This is a genomic window from Planobispora rosea (assembly GCF_014648175.1).
In the GTDB taxonomy this organism is placed as follows: Bacteria; Actinomycetota; Actinomycetes; order Streptosporangiales; family Streptosporangiaceae; genus Planobispora; species Planobispora rosea.
Window position 1 is genome coordinate 16,264 of record NZ_BMQP01000039.1, and the last position, 19,217, is coordinate 35,480.

Genomic DNA, 19,217 nt, shown 5'->3' on the forward strand with positions numbered 1-19,217 from the left:
AACCATGCCGATCTCCCTGAGCCTGCTCGACGGTGTGCGGTGGCGGGAGCAGCCGGTGGTCGGCGAGAGGGCTCAGGCGCTGCTCGCCGCCCTCGCCCTGACCTGCCGGACCGTGAACGCCGACCGGCTCGTCACGGAGGTGTGGGGCGACGACGAGCCGGCCAACCCGGTGAAGGCGCTGCAGGTCCTGGTGTCCCGGATCAGGTCGGTCGTGGGACCGGAGGCGCTGGTCACGGAGGGGGGCGGCTACCGGCTCGCGGTACCGCCCGACCGGATCGACGCCGGCCGGCTGCACGCTCTGGCGGGCCGGGCACGGGCGCTGCTCGTCGAGAATCCGGCCTCGGCGGCCACGACGGCGGAGGAGGCGCTCGCGCTGGGCGCCGGGGCGCTGCCGCCCGAGGGCGGCGGCCCGCTGGCGGAGGTGCGCCGCCGCGCGGAACGCGACCTGGCGTCCGCGCGGACCGTGCTCGCCCGGGCCCGGAGCCGGAGCGGTGACCACGGCCCCGCCCTGCCGGCGCTCGAGGAGGCCGCGCGCGTCCATCCCGGAGACGAGGGGCTGCTCGCCGACCTTCTGCGCAGCGAGGCGGCGGTGCGCGGGACGGGCGCCGCGCTGGACCGCTTCGAGCGCCACCGTTCGGGCCTGCGCGACCGGGTCGGCGCCGACGTCGGCCCGGAGCTGCGGCGGGTCCACCGTGAGCTGCTGGCACTCGACAGCCCCGTGCGCGCGGGTGTGCTGTTCGACACGACCCCGCTGCTCGGCCGCGACGACGACCTCCGGCGGGTGCGGGCGCTGCTCACGACCTCCCGGGTGGTCTCGATCCTCGGCCCGGGCGGGCTCGGCAAGACCCGGCTCGCCCATACCGTCGCCCGCGGAGCCCCGCAGCCGGTGGTGCACTTCGTCGAACTGGTCGGCGTGACCGCGCCCGAGGACCTGGTCGGCGAGATCGGGTCGGCGCTCGGCGTCCGCGACTCGGTGACCGGCCGTCACGCGCTCACCCCGCAGCAGCGCGCCGACGTCCGGGCCCGGATCGCCCAGCAGCTCGACCTGGCCCCGGCGCTGCTGGTGCTCGACAACTGCGAGCATCTGGTGGAGGCGGTCGCCGACCTGGTCGCCTATCTGGCCGCGACCACGCGGGAGCTGCGCGTCCTCACCACGACCCGCTCGCCACTGGCGATCGCCGCCGAACGCGTCTACCCCCTGCCCCAGCTGGGAACCGGTGACGCCGTCGAGCTGTTCCGCGACCGCGCGACCGCGGCCCGGCCCGGTGTCCGCCTCGACGAGGACGACGTGCGCGCCGTCGTGGCCCGCCTGGACGGCCTGCCGCTCGCGATCGAACTGGCCGCCGCGAAGGTGCGGGTGATGTCACCGGCTGAGATCGCCCGCCGGCTTGGGGACAGGTTCGCGCTGCTGCGCGGCGGCGACCGGAGCGCCCCCTCCCGGCACCAGACGCTGCTGGCGGTGATCGACTGGTCCTGGAACCTGCTCGGCGAGCGGGAGCGCCGGGCCCTGCGCCGCCTGTCGGCCTTCCCGGACGGCTTCGCCCTCGACGCCGCGGAGGAGGTGCTCGGCGACGGCGCTCTCGGCGACGTCGAGACTCTCGTGGAGCAGTCCCTGCTCACCGTCGTGGAGACGACCGACGGCGTCCGGTACCGCATGCTCGAAACGGTGCGCGAGTTCGGCCGGGTGCGGCTGGACGCGGCCGGCGAGACCGCCGGGGCGCGGGCCGCGGTGCGCGCGTGGGCCGTCGGTCACGCCGACCGGCACGGCGTCCGGCTGTACTCGCCGGAGCAGGTCGATGCGATGGACCGGCTGCGCTCTGAGGAGACGAACCTCGCCGACATCCTCCGTGAGGCCCTCGCCGACCCCGACCCGGAGGCGGTGGTGGTGCTGTTCTCCGCCCTGGGCGGCTACTGGACGATCCGTGGAGACCATCCGCGCAGCATCGTCCTCACCCCGGCCGTCGCCGCCGCCCTGACCGGCTGGACGCCGCCGCCCCGGCTCCTGGACCGGACCCGGGTGGTCCTGAGCATCGCGCTGTTCAACACCGTCGTCTTCTCCTTCGAAGAGGCCGAGACGCTCGCGCGGATGCTGTCAGGGCTGGGCGCCGACTCGGCGAACCCGGCCGTCCGGGCGCTGGTGACGGTGATGCTCACCATGATGGCGGACCCCGTTGCGGGTCTCGACGGGCTGACCTGCGACCCCGACCCGCTGGTCCGCGGAATCGCCCTGCACTTCCTGAGCCACGGCCGGGAGAACGCCGGTGACCCGGCCGGCGCGATCGAGGCGACCCGGGCCGCCCTCGAACTCACCGGTGAGGACGGCGGTCCCTGGAGCCGGGCGGCCCTGCACACCCAGCTGGCCGGCCTGTACGCGAACTCCGGCGACTTCGTCCCCGCCGCCGGGCACGCCGCCGAGGCGCTCCCGGTGCTCGAACGCCTCGGGGCGGTGGAGGACGCCGTCCAGATCCGCGCCGCCCTCGCCATGGCGGCGCTCGCCGAGGGCCGCCGCGACGAGGCCGCGCGGATGATCGACGAGCTGGAGTCGCTCGCCTCCCGGAGCACCTACGGCGAGATCCTGGCGGTCGCCGTCGCCAGAGCCCAGCTGGCCCTCGTCGACGGCGACATCGCCGAAGGACTGCGACGGCACCGCGAGGCCGCCGAACTGCTCCGGGACCTGCGCGTCCCGCATGCGCCGGACGGTTTCACGCCGTGGGCCATCGTGGGCGAGGCCTTCGCGCTCTCGGCGTTCGCGCAGTACGGCGAGGGCGACGACGGCGCGGACCTCTTCGAGTCGCTGCGGGTCAGGATCCTGATCGTGCTCGGCCCGGACCACGAGTTCAGGGACTACCCGGTGGTGGGGATGGTGCTCGCCGGAATGGGCGCCTGGGGCCTGCTGAAGGGGGCGTCGCCCGCCGAGGAGGCGGTCCGGCTGCTGGCGCTCGCCGACCGGTTCGCCTACAACCGGTTCACCCCGACGATGCAGTGGCCGGTGCTGTCCGCGCACGCCGAGCGCCTCGCCCCCGGCGTCCTGTCCCGGATCGAGGCCGAGTACGGCGAACGGCGCGGCCCCGACCTGTTGGACGAGGCCCGTGCCGTCCTGAAGCGGGTGGTCTGACACCGTCTACATCTTGCGGGAGTACGAGCGGACCGCCAGCGGAGCGAACACCGCGACGACGATCACGCAGCCGAAGACCGCCCAGCCCACCTCAGCCGTCACGGCCCCGTCGTTGAACAGGTCGCGCACCGCGGAGACGACGTGCGACACCGGGTTGACCTTCACGAACGCCTCCAGCCAGCCGGGCAGCGTCTCGGCGGGGACGAAGGCGTTGGACAGGAAGGTGAGCGGGAACATGATCATCATTGAGATGCCCTGGACGCTCTGCGCCGAACGCACCATCGTGCCCAGCCAGGTGAAGATCCACGCCAGCGACCAGCCCGCGAACACGGTGAGGGCGATGCCGCCGATGGAGCCGAGCACGCCGCCGCCGGGACGGTAACCGATGAGCAGGCCGGTGACGAGCGTCAGCACCGAGGCGATGCCGTACCGGATCAGGTCGGCGATCATCGGGCCGGCCAGGGGGGCGATCCGTGCGATCGGCAGGGACTTGAAGCGGTCGAAGACCCCCTTGTCCATGTCCTCGCGCAGTTGCACGCCCGTCGCCATGCAGACGGTCAGGGCCGTCTGGGCGAGGATGCCGGGGATCAGCACCGGGAGGTAGTCCGCCACGCTGCCGGAGATCGCGCCGCCGAAGATGAACGCGAACATCGCCGTGAACAGCAGGGGCTGGATGAGGACGTCGAAGAACTGCTCGGGCTTGCGGCGCATCTTCTTCAGGGCCCGCCACGCCATCGCCAGGGTCTCGGTCCAGGTCTCCCGGAGCGAGCTGCGGGAGGTGGTGCGGGCGACCACGGCGGCCGGGTCGATGCGGCGGGGGTCACGGGCGGCCGGGGTCACCGGGGTCATGGGGTCCGTCGGGGTCGTGGGGTCCGTCGGGGTCACAGGGCTCGTGGGGGTCATCGGGCCGCCTCCAGCTGGGATTCGTCGTCGGCGCCGTGGCCGGTCAGCGTCAGGAAGACCTCGTCCAGCGTCGGCTTGGCGACGCTCACCGAGGAGATGCCGAGGCCCGCCTCCCGCAGGCCGATCAGGACGTCCGCGGCGCGGTCGGGGTCGGGGAGGGGGACGTTCATGCGTCCCGACTCCGGAGTCAGGACCGGGTCCTCGCCCAGCAGGCGGCGGACGACGTCGGCGGCCAGGGCGACGTCGGAGCCGTCCGCGAGGCGCAGCTGCAGGGTCGAGTCGCCGACCTGGGTCTTCAGGGCGTCGGGGGTGTCCTCGGCGACCTTCCGGCCCCGGTCGATCACGGCGACCCGGTCGGCCAGCTGGTCGGCCTCGTCCAGATACTGGGTGGTGAGGAGGATCGTGGAGCCGTCGGTGACCAGTTCACGGATGGTGTCCCACATCTGGCCCCGGGTTCTCGGGTCGAGGCCGGTCGTGGGCTCGTCCAGGAAGATCAGGGGCGGGCGGGTGATCAGGCTCGACGCCAGGTCCAGGCGGCGGCGCATGCCGCCGCTGAACTGGGACAGGGGACGGTCGGCCGCCTCCTGGAGGCCGAAGCGTTCGAGCAGGTCGCCGGCGACGGCCTTGGCCCGGGAGCCGGACAGGCCCTGCAGGCGGCCGAACAGCCAGAGGTTCTCCCGGGCGGTCAGGTCCTCGTCAACCGAGGCGTACTGGCCGGTGACACCCACCAGCTGCCGGATGCGGTGGGGTTCCCGCCGGACGTCGACACCGAAGATCTCCGCGTGGCCGCCGTCGATCGGGAGCAGGGTGGCGAGCATCCGGAGCGTGGTGGTCTTGCCCGCTCCGTTGGGGCCGAGCACTCCGAAGATCTCGCCCTGCCGTACGTGGAGATCGATCCCGTCCACGGCCCGGAAGTCCCCGAATCCTTTGACCAGGCCGTCGGCCCGGACGGCGCTGAGGTCCGCCATGACGCGTCTCCTCTCTCCGCCGGGTATCTCCCGGCGTCCGAGGAGAGCTTCCGCGTCATCGGCTTCGCCACGGCTTCACGCCGGTTTCGCCTCGCCCTCCCGCGCCCGGTCAGGCGGCTCCGCCGTCGAAGAAACCGGCCAGCGCGGAGGCCAGCACGTCGTCGGGCACGCCGTGCCAGTCACCCTTGAGCTCCAGGTGGCGGCCCTGGGGAAGGGCCGCCGCCACGTCCCCGGCCCAGCCGCGCAGGCGGTCGTCGCTGGAGTCGCTGTTGACGACGAGGGCCGGCACCGTGACGGACTGGAGCGTGGCGCGGGAGACGGCCGGGGTGATCCGGCTGTCGTAGGCGAGCGTGTGCGCGATGCCCTCCAGCATCGGGAAGAAGGGAGCCTGCCGCATCTCCGCGATCATCTCCTCGGGAACCCCGATGCTCCGGTTGAAGTGCTCGACCGCGTCCGCCCGGCGGCCGGCGGCGACGAGCTCCTCGATCTCGGCTGCGAGATCACCCTCGCCGGCCTCCGGGGACGGTCCGTCGAGCATGATCGGCGGTTCGAGGAGCGAGAGCATCGAGATCGGCAGCCCTGCCGCCGCCCCGAGCAGGGCCAGGACCGCGCCGGAGGAGAACCCGTGGACGAACGCCGGCCCCCCGGCCGCCCCGATCACGGCCGCGAGGTCCTCCACCTCCCGTTCCACGGCGTACGGCGGGGTGTCACCGCTCTCACCGCGTCCGCGCCGGTCGTAGGTCACCACCGTGAACCTGTCGGCGAGGTGCCCGGCGAGCGAGCCCATGGGCCCGAACCCGCGGAACCCGCCCGCCGCGTCGACCAGGACGAGCGTCGGCCCCGTGCCCGCCTGCTCGAACCCGATCCGCGTGCCATCACGTGACGTCGCTGTGGCCATGACGGTCCCTTCGTCCGCTGGTCTCCGACGCTACAGAGCGGCACCGACAGTTCAGCCCCGCGTACGGAGTCGCCGGAGCCGGCTGGACGCGGGCCGCTCTCCCGCGGGTCCGCGTCACGTACGGCGAGCCGCCCCACGGCTACCTCAGGACCTGCCGCACCGAGTGGGCCGAGGACTGACGGGCCCGCTCAGAGGGGCCGGTCCAGCAGCCGCCTCATCGGCGCGAATCCCGCGGTCCGGTAGAAGGCACGCGCCTCCTCGTTGAAGTCCCACACGTCCGTGACGAGGCGGCGGCACCCCGCCTCGCGGCCCGCCGCGGCCACCGCCTCCAGCAGCGCGGTGGCGACGCCGCGCCGGACCGCCGCGGGGTCCACCGCCAGGTGCTCCAGGAAGATGATCGACTCGGCGTGCATCAGCGGGTTCTCGGCCCGCCGGACGATGTTCGCCATGGCGTAGCCGACCGCGTGGTCCTCCCCGCCGGTCTGGTCGGGCCGGTCGATCTGGTCACCGGGGAGTTCGGCGATGAAGGCCCGGACGGATTCGCGCCCGAGCTGCTCGGCGAAACCGGGCGCGAGTTCCTCAAGCGGCGGGTTCGCCCGGTAGATGTCCGGCCGGTGCTCGGCGTGCGGATCGTGCACGAAGCGGTTGAGCCGGGCGAGCACCGGCGCGTCGCCGGGGGTCGCGCTAATGATCTTCATGCCGGGCACGGTACGCCTCCGCGCCCGGCCGCTCAACGCCTTAACCGCGCGAGGCCGCGTGAGGGCGGGGCCGCCCGGATAACCGCTGCCCTTTCCCCGCGGAGCCGCCTAGACTCGGCAGCATGAGACGACGACATTGATGAACTCCTAGAGGTCGGCGCGGGACGCGCTGCCGCGGACCGCCGGACGTGCGCAACGTCCGGAGTCCGAGTCCGTCCCGTGGAAAGACCTCATGATCATTCATTCTTCGCGCACGCGCGGCACGCGTGCGAGGCGGCTTACCGCCGTGCTCTACGTCTACACGTTCCTTGACGAGCTCATTCTGCTCTACCCGGTGTACGCGCTGTTGTTCGCCGACACCGGCCTGTCCGTCTCCGAGATCTCCTCGCTCTTCATCATCTGGTCGCTCACCGGAATCGTGCTGGAGGTCCCCTCCGGCGTCTGGGCCGACGCCGTCTCACGGCGGCTGCTGCTGATCCTGGCCCCGCTCCCGGCCGCCGCGGGTTACGCCCTCTGGGTCGCCGCCCCCTCCTACTGGGCGTTCGCCCTCGGGTTCGTCCTGTGGGGGGTGAGCGGGGCGATGACCTCGGGGGCCTTCGAGGCGCTCGCCTACGAGGAGCTCGACCGCCTGGGCGAGGCCGGGCGGTACGCCCAGATCATGGGCCGCGCCGAGGTCGTCGGTCTCTGCGCGGTGGCCCTGTCCACGGCCGCCGCGGCCCCGGTGTTCGCCGTCGGCGGCTACCCGGCGCTGGGCGGGGCGAGCGTGCTCGCCTGTCTGCTGTGCGCGGCCTGCGGGATGGCCCTGCCGGAGCATCGTTCACCGGACGCCCGCGGCGCGCGGGTCCCGGCGGCCCCGCTGGATCACCCTGACGCCTCCGGCGACCCGGACGGCCCAGACGCGGTGGACGCCGCGGACGGGGAAGGCGATCCGGACGGGGACGGCGGCCCGCGCGGTTACCGCGAGGTTCTGCGGGCCGGTCTCGCCGAGGTCCGCGGCAGCCGTTCCGTACGGCGGGCGCTGCTGCTCGTGCCCGCGACGGCGACCATCTGGGGGTCGCTGGAGGAGTACGTCGCCCTGCTCGTGGAGGGGATCGGCGTTCCGGCCCCCGCCGTTCCCCTGTGGGTGCTGCTCGTCTGGGCGGGCGTGACGGCCGGCGGCCTGCTCGCCGGGGCCGGACGGCGGATGACCTCCCGGGCGTTCGCCGCGGTCCTCGCCCTCGCCGCGCTCGCCCTGGGCGGCGGGGCCGCCGTCGCCCGGCCCGGCGGGCTCGTGCTGGTCGCGGCGGCTTTCTGCGTCTTCCAGATGGCGACCCTGGTGGCGGACGCACGGCTCCAGGACAGGATCACGGGGCCGAGCCGGGCGACGGTGACCTCCCTGGCCAACCTCGTCACGGAGCTGGCGACGGTCCTCGTCTACGGCGTCTACGCCGCCCTGTCGGTGTTCGCCGGACACGGTGTGATCTTCGCCTTGTTCGCGGTGCCGTACCTCGTTGTGGCACTCGTGATGACATGTGACGCGAAAGCCCGCAAAAAGGAGCGAATGAGAAGGGGAGTCACCCCTTGAACATGCTCACAACCGTATAAAACATCACACCAGAGCGGGCCGTACGTTTGCTCCCATGCCAGACTGGATCTTCCCGAGATTTCCGTGCGGACGGAGATTACATGGGCACTGACCATCTTCAGGGGAAAGATCCATATCAGGTGCTCGGCGTCCCGTCCACCGCCACCCCCGAGGATCTGCGGCAGGCCTACCGGCGCCTGGCCCGTCGCTACCACCCCGACAAGAATCCGCAGGGCGAGGCGGTGTTCGCCGAGATCGCGAGCGCGTACGGCCTGCTCTCGGACCCGGAGCGCCGCCTCCGCCACGACCTCGAACGGCAGTCCGCCCCGCCCGGACAGGCGGTGGCGGACGGCCACCGGACGACCCCCGCGCCGGAGACGACCACCGCCTCCACCGGCCGTACGGCGGCCGCTCCCCCGGGCGGGCCGTACGGCGACCGGCCGCGCGGGCGGCGGGCCCGGCCGGAGCCGGGAGACCGTCCGGAGGACCCCCTGGCCAGGCTGGAGCGCCTGTACGGCCCGCGGCCGACCGTCGGGACGGCCGTCAAGCTGGTGTTGTTCCATCTCCCGGCGGGGGGGTTCCTCTCCGTGCTGGCCAGCGCGTTCATCACCGTCTCCATGGGTGACGCGGCCAGGGACCTCGGCCGGTCGGCGGCCGTCCTGGTCTGGCTGGCCCTGTGGAGCGTCCTGGTCGCCGCCAAGGTCAGGCTGTGGCTGCTCTATCGCCGCGTCTCCGGCTCGGGCGGGAGATGAGCCGTTGGGCGCACGCGGTGAGCGGTGGGAGCCGTGAGAAAGGAGTGACGGGCGGGCCGCCGATCCGCCCTTCCGGAGCCCCGGAAGGTCCGCTCAGTTTTCCCAGTTCATGAAAGATCTACCTTATTAGCGAAACCTCCCTATAGAGGCCGTTGAGCTTGGCAAAGATATCCAAAATAAGTCGGTAAAACCCGCGCATCGTGCTGACAAGTGCGTCAAAATTTTCTTACTGGGAAACTTCACCAACCCGCGAGGCTGGGCCCGCATGAAGAAGATGTTGCCGCGGATGTCCGCGGAGTCGCTGCCCGAGAGACTCGACAACCTGCCCGTGGAGGCGAAGGAGTTCCTCCAACTCGTGGCCGTGGACTTCAACGGGACCTACCACGTCTACCTGGCGTCGAAGGACGAGCGGATCAAGATGACCCGGCTCTCCATGAGCCTGCTGGCCGCCCCGTTCGCCGCCGCGGTCGCGCTCGCCAGCGCGAAGGTGATCTCACCGTCCGCCCTGATCACCTGGGAGCAGGCCCCGGCCTACCTGTTCGCGATGATCGCCGCGTTCGGGCTGCTGAGCTTCCTGCCGTTCCTGCGGCTGATCGAGGCGGTCAACGCGCACATGCGCACCGCCCGGGCGCTCAACAACTTCCGGCTGCTCTACGTGGTCCAGCTCAAGGACCACTTCTCCGCCCTCGGCTGGTCCCCGAACCTGCCGGTGGACCCGCGCTATCCGGAGACCTACGCGCCCCTCGCCTGGCCGGGGGTCAACGTGATGATGCTGGCCCTGGTCAACAGCTCCTACATCGCGATCGGCACGCTCGGTCTGCTCCGCTCGGACCCCAACCCGGCCGTGCTCATAGTGATCATCGGCCTGCTCGCACTGGTCCACTACTTCGTCTACTACGTGCGCTCCAACGTCTCGCGCAAGCGCCGCCTTCCCCAGAATCCCTTCCATTTCCCCAACGTGGAGACTTGATGGCAGAACTCCTCCGATTCGCGTCCTGTGGGGAGACCTGGATCTGGCTGATGAATCACGTGAGGAGCAACGGCGGACCCGCCGAGGACGACAGGGGCCCGATCATCGAGGCCCCGCCGGTGCTCTTCGAGATCGCCGACCTCGGCTGGGACGATCCCGTCCTGGAGTCGTACGGCGACGCCGGCAAGATCGCGCTCTACAGCAGCAAGTTCAGCGAGCTGACGGTCGTGCCCCCGTTCAAGTACAGCTACGGCGGCCGGATCCGCCGTTTCCAGGGGGTGAACCAGCTGCGGTGGGTCACCGACGTGCTGCGCGCGAAGCCGTTCAGCAAGAGCGGCTGGATCTCGCTGACCGCGCCCGGGGAGCGGCAGGACGCCGTGCCCTGCCTGACCGCGCTGGCCTTCCGCCTGCGGGAGGGACGACTGGTCATGACCGCGACATTCCGATCCCAGAATGCCCTCACCTGCTACCTGAACTACGTGCCTCTGCGTAGTATCCAGTGCGAGGTCGCAGACGATCTCGAGGTGAGCTGTGGGGCAATGAGGATTTTCGTCGACGTTCCGCACATCTACGCCGTGGATGTGCCCGCGGTCGACGACATCCTCCGGCTGTCGGAGCGCGATGAGCTCAGCGAGGGAGAGTCGCTACCGGGTCCTGCTGGTCGATCTGGACGGGACCTTGATCGACTACGCCCGGACCGAGGACAGCGCGCTTCGTGAGATCCACCGCCGGTTCTTCCGCAGCGGCCTGAGATCGTTCCTCCGCGACTTCCACGCGGTCAACGGGCCGCTCTGGGCCGCCTACCGCGAGCACCGGATCGATCTGGAGGAGCTGCGGCTGGAACGCTGGGCCCGGATGGGCGCCGGGACCGCGGTCGCCTCCGCGTTCGAGGACGCCCTCGGTCGGCACGCGGTCCTGTTCCCCGAGGCGCGTGAGGCGCTGCGGCTGCTGTCCCGGCGCTTCCGGCTGGCCCTGGTGACCGACGGGCTCCCCGCCGTGCAGCGGGTCAAGCTCCGCCGTACACGCATCGAGAGGTTCTTCCAGCGGGTGGTGATCGCCCCCGAGGCGGGCCTGCGCAAGCCCGACGGCGCGCTGCTCCACCACACCCTGTCGCTGCTGGAGGCCAAGCCCGACGACTCCCTGATGGTCGGCGACTCCGTGGTGAGCGACGGCGGGTGCGCCAGGGAGGCCGGGGTGGACTTCTGCTGGGTCGATCGCGCCGGCGGCGCCCGGCCGCCCGACGTCTCCGGCATCCCGGTCCGCTGGATCGTCACGGATCTCGGCGTCATATGGTGGTCCGTCTCCACGGACGTCTCGATGAACGTCTCCACCGATGTCGCCGTGGATGACGCACCCGCATAGCCGGGCCACCGCCCCGCCCCCACCTCCACCCCTGCCCCCAGGAGACCGGATGCCGCTGAAGAACGTTCTGGTAGCCATCGCGCCCCACGTCGGCGGACGCCGGGCCGGGTCCGCGCTCGGCTCCCTGCTCGCCGGGCGCGCGCAGGTCACCGTGGTGGAGTCGCTCGACGAGGATCCGGAGGCGCTGCGCGGGGCCCAGGTCGTCCTCACCGCCCTGGTCCCCGTCACGGCCGCGCACCTGGACGCCGCTCCCGCCCTGGAGCTGGTCCAGTGCACCAGCCACGGATACGAGCACGTGGACGTCTCGGCGGCCCGCCTGCACGGGGTGCCCGTATGCACCATCGGCTCCAGCGACGCCGAGAGCCACAGCGTCGCCGAACAGACCTTCGCGCTCATGCTGGCCCTGGCCAAGCAGCTCGTCCCGGCGCACAACGCCCTGGCCGAGGGAGAGTGGCCGCTGCCCCGCGTGCGCGGGGCGCTGACCGAGCTGTCGGGCAAGACCCTCGGCATCGTCGGGCTGGGGGCGATCGGCCGGGAGGTCGCCCGCCGGGCCGCCGCGTTCGGCATGACGGTGGTGTACACCTCCCGCACCCCGGCCGCCCCGGAGGTCGAGGAGCGTCTGGGGGCACGCCGCCTGCCGCTGGAGGAGCTGCTGGGCACCTCCGACTACGTCAGCCTGCACGCCCCGCTCACCGGCGAGACCCGGCATCTGCTCGACGCCGGCCGCCTGGCCCTGCTCAAGCCCACCGCTTTCGTGGTCAACACCGCCCGCGGCGCGCTCATCGACCAGGACGCCCTCGCCGACGCCCTGGAGCGCGGCGCCGTCGCCGGGGCCGGGCTCGACGTCTACGATCCGGAACCCCCCGGCACCGGCCTGCGGCTGCTGCGGGCCCCCAACGTCGTGCTCTCCCCGCACGCCGGAGGGGTGACGCGGGAGGCCGTGGTCCGCATCGCCCTCGCCGCGGTGCAGAACGTGACCGACCACCTGGACGGCAAGCCGCCCCGGGACGTCGTCTCCTGAACTCCTCTGGCATGCTGATACGCCGTGAGGTCATTCGGAGGACGCCTGCGGGCACTCATCGACAGCCGGGGCCCGCTGTGCGTGGGGATCGACCCGAGTACGGCGCTGCTGGACGCGTGGGGGCTGGGGGACACCCCCGGCGGGCTGGAGAAGTTCGCCCGCCTCGCCGTCGAGGCGGTCGCCGGGTCGGTCGCGGTGGTCAAGCCGCAGTCGGCGTTCTTCGAGCGGTTCGGGAGCCGGGGCGTCGCCGTCCTCGAATCGGTGGTCGCGGACGCGCGGGCCATGGGCGCCCTAGTGATCATGGATGCCAAGCGGGGCGACATCGGCAGCACCACGGCCGCCTACGCCCAGGCCTACCTCCACCCGGACAGCCCGCTCGCCGCCGACGCCGTCACGATCAGCCCCTACCTGGGGTTCGGGTCGCTCCAGCCGATGGTCGACCTGGCTCGTGAGCACGGCGCCGGGCTGTTCGTGCTGGCCAGGACCTCCAATCCGGAGGCCGCCGAGGTGCAGCTGGCCACCGGTCCGGACGGGCGGACGGTGGCCGGCACGGTCATGGACCACGTCGCCGGGCTGAACCACGGCGCCGAACCGCTGGGCTCCGTGGGCGTGGTGCTCGGCGCGACGCTGACGGACCTCGACTATCCGGTGGCGCGGCTCAACGGGCCGATCCTCGCCCCGGGCGTGGGTGCGCAGGGCGCCACCTGCGCCGACACCGCCCGGCTCTTCGCCGCCGCCCGGCGCAACGTGCTGCCGTCGGTCTCCCGGGCCGTCCTCGCCGAGGGCCCCGACCCCATCCGCCTGCAGGACGCGGTGGACCGCCTCAACGACGAGGCCCGCGAGCACCTGTCCGCCTGATCGCCGCCCGACGTCTCCACATCCCGGCCTTCCGCTCTCCCGGCGTTCCCGTGTCTTGATGCCTGATGCCTGATGCCCTACTGTCCGTTTGATCCGTTATCGTCCGGTGTTCCTCCCACCGATTACCGGCCAGTAGGGTGACCGCGTGAACGGGACGAAGGTGTATCGCATCCTGCTGGTCACGGCGGGTCTGACAGGACTCGTCTGCACGTGGTGGCCGGCGGCCAGCCCGCTCAACCCGCCCGTCTACTTCACCGTGCAGAGCACCATCATGCTGGTGGCCTACTACGCCTGGCTGCTGTGGCGGGAGGTCCCCTCCGCGCTCCTCAAGGGGGCGGTGACCCTCTTCATCTCGATCACCGGTCTGGTCTACCACTTCGTCCTGATGCACGGCGCCAGCCCGCTCGGCATGCTTCCCGACGGCCGGGGCGACGACGTGCTCGACATGGGGAACCTGCTGCTGCACTACGTGACACCGATCATGGCGATCGCCGACTGGCTGGTCTTCGACCGCACGCTCCGCCCGGCCTGGACCGTCCCCCTCCTCTGGCTGGCCTACCCCGCCTTCTACCTCGTCTTCGCCCTCACCCGCGGCGCCCTGCTCGACCCCGGCACCGAGCGCCGCTATCCCTATCCCTTCCTGAACGTCGACAGGCTCGGCTACGACGGGGTCGCCCTGCAGGCCGTCCTCCTCACGGCCTTCTTCGCCGCCCTCGGCTACGTCCTGGTCGCCCTGCACCGCCTGGCCTCCCGTACGGCCAGGCCCGCCGTCACCGCGTGACCCGGCTCTTCCGGCGGCGAGGCCCCGGACCCCTGTGACGGGATCCGGGGCCTTGCGTGAACCGGCGGCTTACCGGAAGCGGCGGAGCCGGAGGCTGTTGCTGACCACGAAGACCGAGGAGAACGCCATCGCGGCTCCGGCGATCATCGGAGTGAGCAGGCCCAGCGCGGCCAGCGGCAGGGCGGCCACGTTGTAGGCGAATGCCCAGAACAGGTTGCCCTTGATGGTGCCGAGCGTGCGGCGCGACAGACGGATCGCGTCGGCGGCCACCCGCAGGTCGCCGCGGACCAGGGTCAGGTCGGAGGCCTCGATCGCCACGTCCGTGCCGGTGCCCATCGCCATGCCGAGGTCGGCCTGGGCGAGCGCGGCGGCGTCGTTGACGCCGTCACCGACCATGGCGACCGTACGGCCCTCGGCCTGCAGCCGCTTGACCACGTCGACCTTGTCGGCGGGCAGGACCTCGGCGATGACCTCCTCGATGCCCACCGCGGCGGCGACCTGGCGGGCGACCGTCTCGTTGTCGCCGGTCAGCAGGACCGGGCGCAGGCCCAGGGCACGGAGCTGCCGGACGGCCTCGGCCGAGGTGGGCTTGACCACGTCGGCGACGGTGAGCACCGCGCGGGCCCGGCCGTCCCAGCCGACCGCGACGGCGGTCTCTCCCCGGGCCTGCGCCTGGGCGAGCTCGCGCTCCAGGTCGGCGGGGAGGTGCTGGGACCACTCGGCCAGCAGCTGCGGCCGGCCGACGAGCACGGCGCGGCCGTCCACGATGCCCTGCACGCCCAGGCCCTCGACGTTGGCGAAGTCCTCGACCGCGGCGGTGGATCCCGCGGCGCGGGCGATCGCCTGGGCGATCGGGTGCTCGGAGGCCGACTCCAGCGCCCCCGCGAGCCGCAGGACCTCCTCCCGGTCCTCGCCCTCGGCGGTGAAGACGTCCTTGAGGGTCATCGTGCCGGAGGTCACGGTGCCGGTCTTGTCCAGGACGACGGTGTCGATCCTGCGGGTGGACTCCAGCACCTCGGGGCCCTTGATCAGGATGCCGAGCTGGGCGCCGCGGCCGGTGCCGACCATGAGCGCGGTCGGCGTGGCCAGGCCCAGGGCGCAGGGGCAGGCGATGATGAGGACCGCGACCGCGGCGGTGAAGGCGGCGGCCGTACCGCTGCCGGTGCCGAGCCAGAAGCCCAGGGTGGCCAGGGACAGGGCGATCACGATCGGGACGAAGATCCCGGAGATCCGGTCGGCCAGCCGCTGGACCTGCGCCTTGCCGTTCTGCGCCTCCTCCACCATCCTGGCCATCTGGGCGAGCTGGGTGTCCGAGCCGACCCGGGTGGCCCGGACCACGAGCCGCCCGCCGGCGTTCACCGTCGCGCCGACCACGGCGTCGCCGGGCCGGACCTCCACCGGCACCGACTCACCGGTCAGCATCGAGGTGTCCACCGCCGAGGCGCCCTCCTCGACCACGCCGTCGGTGGCGATCTTCTCGCCGGGCCGGACCAGGAAGCGGTCTCCGGTCTTGAGCCTCTCGACCGGAACGAGCTCCCCGGAGGCCAGCGTGACCTCCTTGGCGCCCATCGACAACAACGCCCGCAGCGCGGCGCCCGCCCGCCGCTTGGACCGGGCCTCGAAGTAGCGGCCGGCCAGGATGAAGGCGATCACTCCGGCGGCGGCCTCCAGGTAGATGTTGCCCGCCCCGTCGCCCCGGGCGAGGGTGAACTCGAAACCGTGCTTCATGCCGGGCGTGCCCGCCGTACCGAAGAACAGCGCCCACAACGACCAGCCGAACGCGGCGAGCGTGCCCAGCGAGACCAGGGTGTCCATGGTCGCGGCGCCGTGGCGCAGGTTGGTCCAGGCCGCCCGGTGGAACGGCCAGCCGCCGTAGGCCACGACCGGCCCGGCCAGCGCCAGCGAGAGCCACTGCCAGTTGTCGAACTGCAGCGCCGGGATCATCGCCATCGCGACGACCGGCACCGACAGCACGATGGAGGTGATCAGGCGCTGGCGGAGCGGGGCCAGCTCGTCACGCTCGTCCCCCGCCTCCTCCCGCCCGTCCTCTTCCCGTACGGCGGGCAGCTCGGCGGTGTAGCCCGCCTTCTCCACCTCGGCGACCAGGTCCTCGGGACTGACGTTCCCGCCGTAGGAGACCTTCGCCTTCTCGGTGGCGTAGTTGACCGTCGCGGTCACCCCGTCGAGCTTGTTGAGCTTGCGCTCGATCCGGTTCGCGCAGGAGGCGCACGTCATGCCGCCGATGGCGATCTCGATCTCGCCGCCGCCGGCGGGCGGCCTGGTGGTGGTCATGGACATCGCTACTCCCGTTGCATGCTCTCTCAATGGTGCGCGGTCCGCGACCGCGAGGGGTAATCGGGGCCCGGGTGGCGGAGCCGTGTCACCCGGGCCCGTGGGCGAGGATCAAGACCCTGGTCCGTGGACGAGGATCAGGAGCAGCCGCCCGAGCCGCAGCAGGCGCCGGCCTTCTCGGCCCCGGCGGCGTCGTCGTCCCGGGCCTCGACGCGCCCGGCGAGCTCGTAACCCGCCTCGTCCACCGCGGCGCCCACGGCGGTGTCGTCGAGGGCGGCGCCGCTGGTCACCGTGACCAGCTTGGCGGTCAGGTCGACGTTCACCCCGGTGACACCCTCGATCTTGCTCACCTCGGAGGTGACCGAGCTGACGCAGTGGCCGCAGGTCATGCCCTCGACCCGGTAGGTGGTGACGGTCATGGCTGTCTCTCTTCCTGTATCGGTGGTTGTGGTCGGCTTGTCGTTCGGTGGCTGTGGTCGTTCGGTGGCTGTGGTCGTTCAGTGGCTGTGGTCGTCGGAGTTGTGCGAGGTCTCCGGGCCCTCCGGGGCCTCCGAAGCACCATCGGAAGGGCTCTCCTCCCCGGCGGGCGTGTTCTCCTCCTCGGCGGGAGCGCTCTCGGTGGCCGGGACGGCCACCCCTCCGGCGGTCGCGGTGAACTCCGCGGTCCGCACGGTTCCGCCGTGCTTGAAGTCGAGGAACAGCCGGTAGGCCCCCGCGCTGGGCACCTCGGTGAAGAAGGTGATGCCGGGGCCCGCGGCGGTCCGCCCGTCCCCGGGCTCACCGTCGGGATGCACGTGCAGGTAGGCCAGGTCGCCGTCGCGCAGCGCGACCAGGTGGCCGTACGCGCCGAGGTAGGGCTCCAGATCGGTGACCGGCTTGCCGCCCTTGCTCACCGAGAGCGTGAGCCTGCTCGTCCGTCCGGGAGCGAGATCCCCGGCCAGCGCGACCGTGTACCCGTCGACGGTGGCGGTGCGGACGGGGGCGGCCAGCGGCTCGGGGCGGTAGTCGCCGGGGGCCGACAGGTCCATGCCGAGCGTCATCCCGCTCGCCCCTTCGGGGGCGAAGTCGGCGAAGGCGCGGTATTCACCCGCCGCGGGCAGGGTGAGCGGGACCGACCACACCCCGTCGCCCTTCTGCTCCGGGTGCAGGTGCTGGAACCCTGTCAGATCACGGCGGACCACGATGAAGTGCAGTTTCTTCTCATGTTGCGGGGTGAACCGGGTCACCGGACGGCCGTCGGGGCCGATCACCGAGAAACGGAAGTCCACGGACTCGCCCGGCTCGACGACATCGGTCCGGGGCATCAGGGTGTATCCCGCCGCCGACACCTGAAGGCCGCCGGGAACCTCCACGGCCCGCCCTGCCTGCGCCGTCTCCCCGGTGCCTCCGGTCTTCGCCGGGTTCGCGGAGTCGTGGCCCGCCCCGTGGGAGGTCCCCGCACCGGGGGAGGTCCCGGCCGCCGTGTCGCCGACCGGCCCGACGGCCTTCCCGACCCCCAGGGCTCCGCCGAACACCACCGCCAGTCCGAGCACGTACGCCCCCACCTTGGTTGCGCCGTTCATCTTCCCTCCTCCCGCTTTATACCCCCATGGGGTATCTCCACGCCGATAAGATGCCACATCCGCGCGAGATTCGCAACCCCCGGGGGGTATCTTCCGCATAGATCGTCCGCTCTCGGGCAGACCGGCATCCGGACGGACAGGAACGCCGCGGCGGAGAACGCGGCAGCAGGAACGTCGCAGGAGGAAACATGCTGCAGGGCAAGCCGATCGCCTTCCTCGTCGCACCGGAGGGCACCGAGCAGGTCGAGCTCACCGAACCCTGGAAGGCCGTCGAGCAGGCGGGCGGCACACCCCGCCTGATCTCCACCGAACCGGGGAGGATCCAGGCGTTCAACCACCTGGACAAGGGCGACACCTTCGAGGTCGACGCCACGGTCGACCAGGTCGCCGTCGCGGACTTCGAGGGCCTGGTCCTGCCCGGCGGCGTCGCCAACCCCGACTTCCTGCGCACGCAGGAGCAGGCCGTACGGTTCGTCAAGGACTTCTTCGACGCGGGCAAGCCGGTCGCGGTCATCTGCCACGGCCCGTGGACCCTGATCGAGGCCGACGTCGTGCGCGGGCGCACGATGACGTCCTGGCCGAGCGTGGCCACGGATCTGCGCAACGCCGGCGCCACCTGGGTGGACGAGGAGGTCAGGGTCTGCACCGGCGGGCCGAACACCCTGGTCAGCAGCCGCAAGCCGGACGACCTCAAGGCCTTCTGCCAGGCGGCCGTCACGGCTTTCGGCGGCTGACGGGGCGGCGGGTCGCCCGGCGGGCGACGGGCCGGGGGCCTTCCGGCGGGCCGACGGGTCAGCCGGCCTCGAATGCCTCCGCCACCACGGCCCTGACCTGGTCCATCGGGACGGCGGAGCCCTCGCGGGCGAGCGAGGTCATGTCCACCTCGGGCATGCCGCAGGGCACCGCCCAGTCCCACGGGGACAGGTCGCCGTCGACGTTGAGGGCGAACCCGTGACTGGTGACACCCCGGCTCTGGCGCATGCCGATGGAGACGATCTTCCGGCCGGTCTCGCTCGTCCACACGCCGGTGAGCAGTTCCGAGCCGGGCGGGGTGTCCCTGCGCTCGGCCGCGAGGCCCAGCACGGAGAGGGCGCGGACCAGCCGGAGCTCGACCTCGCGCACGTAGTCGACGATCCCCTCGTTCTCGCCGAGCTTGACGATGAGGTACCCGACCAGCTGGCCGGGGCCGTGGTAGGTGAGCTGGCCGCCGCGCCCGGTGCTCACGACGGGGATGCCGTGGGACGGGTCCGGCAGGTGCCCTTCCAGGGTGCGTCTGCCGACCGTGTAGACCTGCGGATGGCTGAGCAGCCAGAGTGTGTCCGGCCGCTCGTCGCGCTGCCGCTCTCCGACGAGCTCGGCCATGCGGTCCATGGCCTTGTCGTAGTCGACCAGATCATCCTGGATCAGGGACAGGGGGCGTTGCCTCATGCCCTCAGCTTATGGCGGCGCCGCCCGCCCGGGGCGGCGCCGTCG

17 protein-coding genes and 1 pseudogene are annotated in these 19,217 nt (G+C 72.1%); 10 read left to right on the forward strand and 8 right to left on the reverse strand.

From position 1 onward, the window contains the following. Positions 1-4 precede the first annotated feature (4 nt). On the forward strand, positions 5-3,115 hold the full coding sequence (locus IEZ08_RS29850) for an ATP-binding protein (RefSeq protein ID WP_189243440.1): 3,111 nt from the start codon (positions 5-7) through the stop codon (positions 3,113-3,115). Between the two features lie 6 nt (positions 3,116-3,121). On the opposite strand, the gene IEZ08_RS29855 is transcribed toward IEZ08_RS29850, so the two are convergent. The 4 genes from IEZ08_RS29855 to IEZ08_RS29870 all read right to left on the reverse strand — a co-directional run bounded on the left by IEZ08_RS29855 (position 3,122) and on the right by IEZ08_RS29870 (position 6,582). Next, positions 3,122-4,018: an ABC transporter permease gene (locus IEZ08_RS29855; RefSeq protein ID WP_203863539.1), complete on the reverse strand. Its 897-nt coding sequence runs from the start codon at positions 4,016-4,018 to the stop codon at positions 3,122-3,124. Next, positions 4,015-4,986, reverse strand: coding sequence for an ATP-binding cassette domain-containing protein (locus IEZ08_RS29860; RefSeq protein WP_068920938.1), 972 nt, complete (start codon positions 4,984-4,986; stop codon positions 4,015-4,017). The genes IEZ08_RS29855 and IEZ08_RS29860 overlap by 4 nt, the downstream gene beginning before the upstream one ends. Positions 4,987-5,095: 109 nt before the next feature. Next, positions 5,096-5,884: an alpha/beta fold hydrolase gene (locus IEZ08_RS29865; protein WP_068920937.1), complete on the reverse strand. Its 789-nt coding sequence runs from the start codon at positions 5,882-5,884 to the stop codon at positions 5,096-5,098. A gap of 188 nt (positions 5,885-6,072) precedes the next feature. Continuing rightward, positions 6,073-6,582 (reverse strand): GNAT family N-acetyltransferase, encoded by a 510-nt coding sequence (locus IEZ08_RS29870; protein ID WP_068920936.1) that lies wholly within the window; start codon positions 6,580-6,582, stop codon positions 6,073-6,075. A 232-nt stretch (positions 6,583-6,814) separates the two neighbouring features. On the opposite strand from IEZ08_RS29870, the gene IEZ08_RS29875 reads away from it, so the two are divergent. From IEZ08_RS29875 to IEZ08_RS29910, 8 genes are all read left to right on the forward strand, one after another. Continuing rightward, the gene (locus IEZ08_RS29875; RefSeq protein ID WP_189243441.1) at positions 6,815-8,146 is read left to right on the forward strand and encodes an MFS transporter; all 1,332 of its coding nucleotides are present in this window, start codon (positions 6,815-6,817) and stop codon (positions 8,144-8,146) included. Between the two features lie 101 nt (positions 8,147-8,247). Further along, entirely contained in the window at positions 8,248-8,898 is a 651-nt protein-coding gene (locus tag IEZ08_RS29880; RefSeq protein ID WP_189243442.1) for a J domain-containing protein, read from the forward strand. 265 nt (positions 8,899-9,163) lie between these two features. Next, the gene (locus tag IEZ08_RS29885; RefSeq protein WP_068920933.1) at positions 9,164-9,868 is read left to right on the forward strand and encodes a hypothetical protein; all 705 of its coding nucleotides are present in this window, start codon (positions 9,164-9,166) and stop codon (positions 9,866-9,868) included. Between the two features lie 50 nt (positions 9,869-9,918). After that, positions 9,919-10,587: a thymidylate synthase gene (locus IEZ08_RS29890; RefSeq protein ID WP_176728363.1), complete on the forward strand. Its 669-nt coding sequence runs from the start codon at positions 9,919-9,921 to the stop codon at positions 10,585-10,587. Further along, a complete protein-coding gene (locus IEZ08_RS29895) occupies positions 10,490-11,230 on the forward strand; it encodes an HAD-IA family hydrolase (protein ID WP_176728362.1) in 741 nt (246 codons plus the stop codon). Before IEZ08_RS29890 ends, IEZ08_RS29895 begins: the two co-directional genes overlap by 98 nt. A 49-nt stretch (positions 11,231-11,279) precedes the next feature. Then, positions 11,280-12,251, forward strand: coding sequence for a 2-hydroxyacid dehydrogenase (locus IEZ08_RS29900; RefSeq protein WP_068920930.1), 972 nt, complete (start codon positions 11,280-11,282; stop codon positions 12,249-12,251). Between the two features lie 24 nt (positions 12,252-12,275). Continuing rightward, complete coding sequence (pyrF, locus tag IEZ08_RS29905) at positions 12,276-13,109, forward strand: orotidine-5'-phosphate decarboxylase (protein ID WP_068920929.1); 834 nt, start codon at positions 12,276-12,278, stop codon at positions 13,107-13,109. Positions 13,110-13,254: 145 nt separating this feature from the next. Then, positions 13,255-13,890, forward strand: a complete 636-nt coding sequence (locus IEZ08_RS29910) for a Pr6Pr family membrane protein (RefSeq protein ID WP_068920928.1) — start codon at positions 13,255-13,257, stop codon at positions 13,888-13,890. 69 nt (positions 13,891-13,959) lie between these two features. Here the strand turns inward: IEZ08_RS29910 and IEZ08_RS29915 are convergent, their stop codons facing one another. From IEZ08_RS29915 to IEZ08_RS29925, 3 genes and pseudogenes are all read right to left on the reverse strand, one after another. After that, positions 13,960-16,188: a heavy metal translocating P-type ATPase gene (locus IEZ08_RS29915; RefSeq protein WP_229803659.1), complete on the reverse strand. Its 2,229-nt coding sequence runs from the start codon at positions 16,186-16,188 to the stop codon at positions 13,960-13,962. Positions 16,189-16,400: 212 nt separating this feature from the next. After that, a pseudogene (locus IEZ08_RS29920) lies at positions 16,401-16,601 on the reverse strand (heavy-metal-associated domain-containing protein); the annotation flags it as partial. 78 nt (positions 16,602-16,679) lie between these two features. After that, entirely contained in the window at positions 16,680-17,744 is a 1,065-nt protein-coding gene (locus IEZ08_RS29925) for a DUF8832 domain-containing protein (protein ID WP_189243443.1), read from the reverse strand. 188 nt (positions 17,745-17,932) lie between these two features. Between IEZ08_RS29925 and IEZ08_RS29930 the strand changes: the two genes are divergently transcribed. Continuing rightward, positions 17,933-18,478: a type 1 glutamine amidotransferase domain-containing protein gene (locus tag IEZ08_RS29930; RefSeq protein ID WP_068920926.1), complete on the forward strand. Its 546-nt coding sequence runs from the start codon at positions 17,933-17,935 to the stop codon at positions 18,476-18,478. Between the two features lie 58 nt (positions 18,479-18,536). On the opposite strand, the gene lipB is transcribed toward IEZ08_RS29930, so the two are convergent. Next, positions 18,537-19,172 (reverse strand): lipoyl(octanoyl) transferase LipB, encoded by a 636-nt coding sequence (lipB, locus tag IEZ08_RS29935; RefSeq protein WP_068920925.1) that lies wholly within the window; start codon positions 19,170-19,172, stop codon positions 18,537-18,539. Positions 19,173-19,217: the final 45 nt, after the last annotated feature.

Bases quoted from the DNA above. Each gene is read 5' to 3' on its own strand.
- IEZ08_RS29900 (WP_068920930.1), top strand. From the start codon at position 11,280: ATGCCGCTGAAGAACGTTCTGGTAGCCATCGCGCCCCACGTCGGCGGA.
- IEZ08_RS29930 (WP_068920926.1), top strand. From the start codon at position 17,933: ATGCTGCAGGGCAAGCCGATCGCCTTCCTCGTCGCACCGGAGGGCACC.
- IEZ08_RS29890 (WP_176728363.1), top strand. From the start codon at position 9,919: ATGAATCACGTGAGGAGCAACGGCGGACCCGCCGAGGACGACAGGGGC.
- IEZ08_RS29870 (WP_068920936.1), bottom strand. From the start codon at position 6,582: ATGAAGATCATTAGCGCGACCCCCGGCGACGCGCCGGTGCTCGCCCGG.
- IEZ08_RS29895 (WP_176728362.1), top strand. From the start codon at position 10,490: ATGAGCTCAGCGAGGGAGAGTCGCTACCGGGTCCTGCTGGTCGATCTG.
- IEZ08_RS29925 (WP_189243443.1), bottom strand. From the start codon at position 17,744: ATGAACGGCGCAACCAAGGTGGGGGCGTACGTGCTCGGACTGGCGGTG.
- IEZ08_RS29875 (WP_189243441.1), top strand. From the start codon at position 6,815: ATGATCATTCATTCTTCGCGCACGCGCGGCACGCGTGCGAGGCGGCTT.
- lipB (WP_068920925.1), bottom strand. From the start codon at position 19,172: ATGAGGCAACGCCCCCTGTCCCTGATCCAGGATGATCTGGTCGACTAC.
- IEZ08_RS29865 (WP_068920937.1), bottom strand. From the start codon at position 5,884: ATGGCCACAGCGACGTCACGTGATGGCACGCGGATCGGGTTCGAGCAG.
- IEZ08_RS29915 (WP_229803659.1), bottom strand. From the start codon at position 16,188: ATGTCCATGACCACCACCAGGCCGCCCGCCGGCGGCGGCGAGATCGAG.
- IEZ08_RS29860 (WP_068920938.1), bottom strand. From the start codon at position 4,986: ATGGCGGACCTCAGCGCCGTCCGGGCCGACGGCCTGGTCAAAGGATTC.
- IEZ08_RS29880 (WP_189243442.1), top strand. From the start codon at position 8,248: ATGGGCACTGACCATCTTCAGGGGAAAGATCCATATCAGGTGCTCGGC.
- IEZ08_RS29850 (WP_189243440.1), top strand. From the start codon at position 5: ATGCCGATCTCCCTGAGCCTGCTCGACGGTGTGCGGTGGCGGGAGCAG.
- IEZ08_RS29885 (WP_068920933.1), top strand. From the start codon at position 9,164: ATGAAGAAGATGTTGCCGCGGATGTCCGCGGAGTCGCTGCCCGAGAGA.
- IEZ08_RS29855 (WP_203863539.1), bottom strand. From the start codon at position 4,018: ATGACCCCCACGAGCCCTGTGACCCCGACGGACCCCACGACCCCGACG.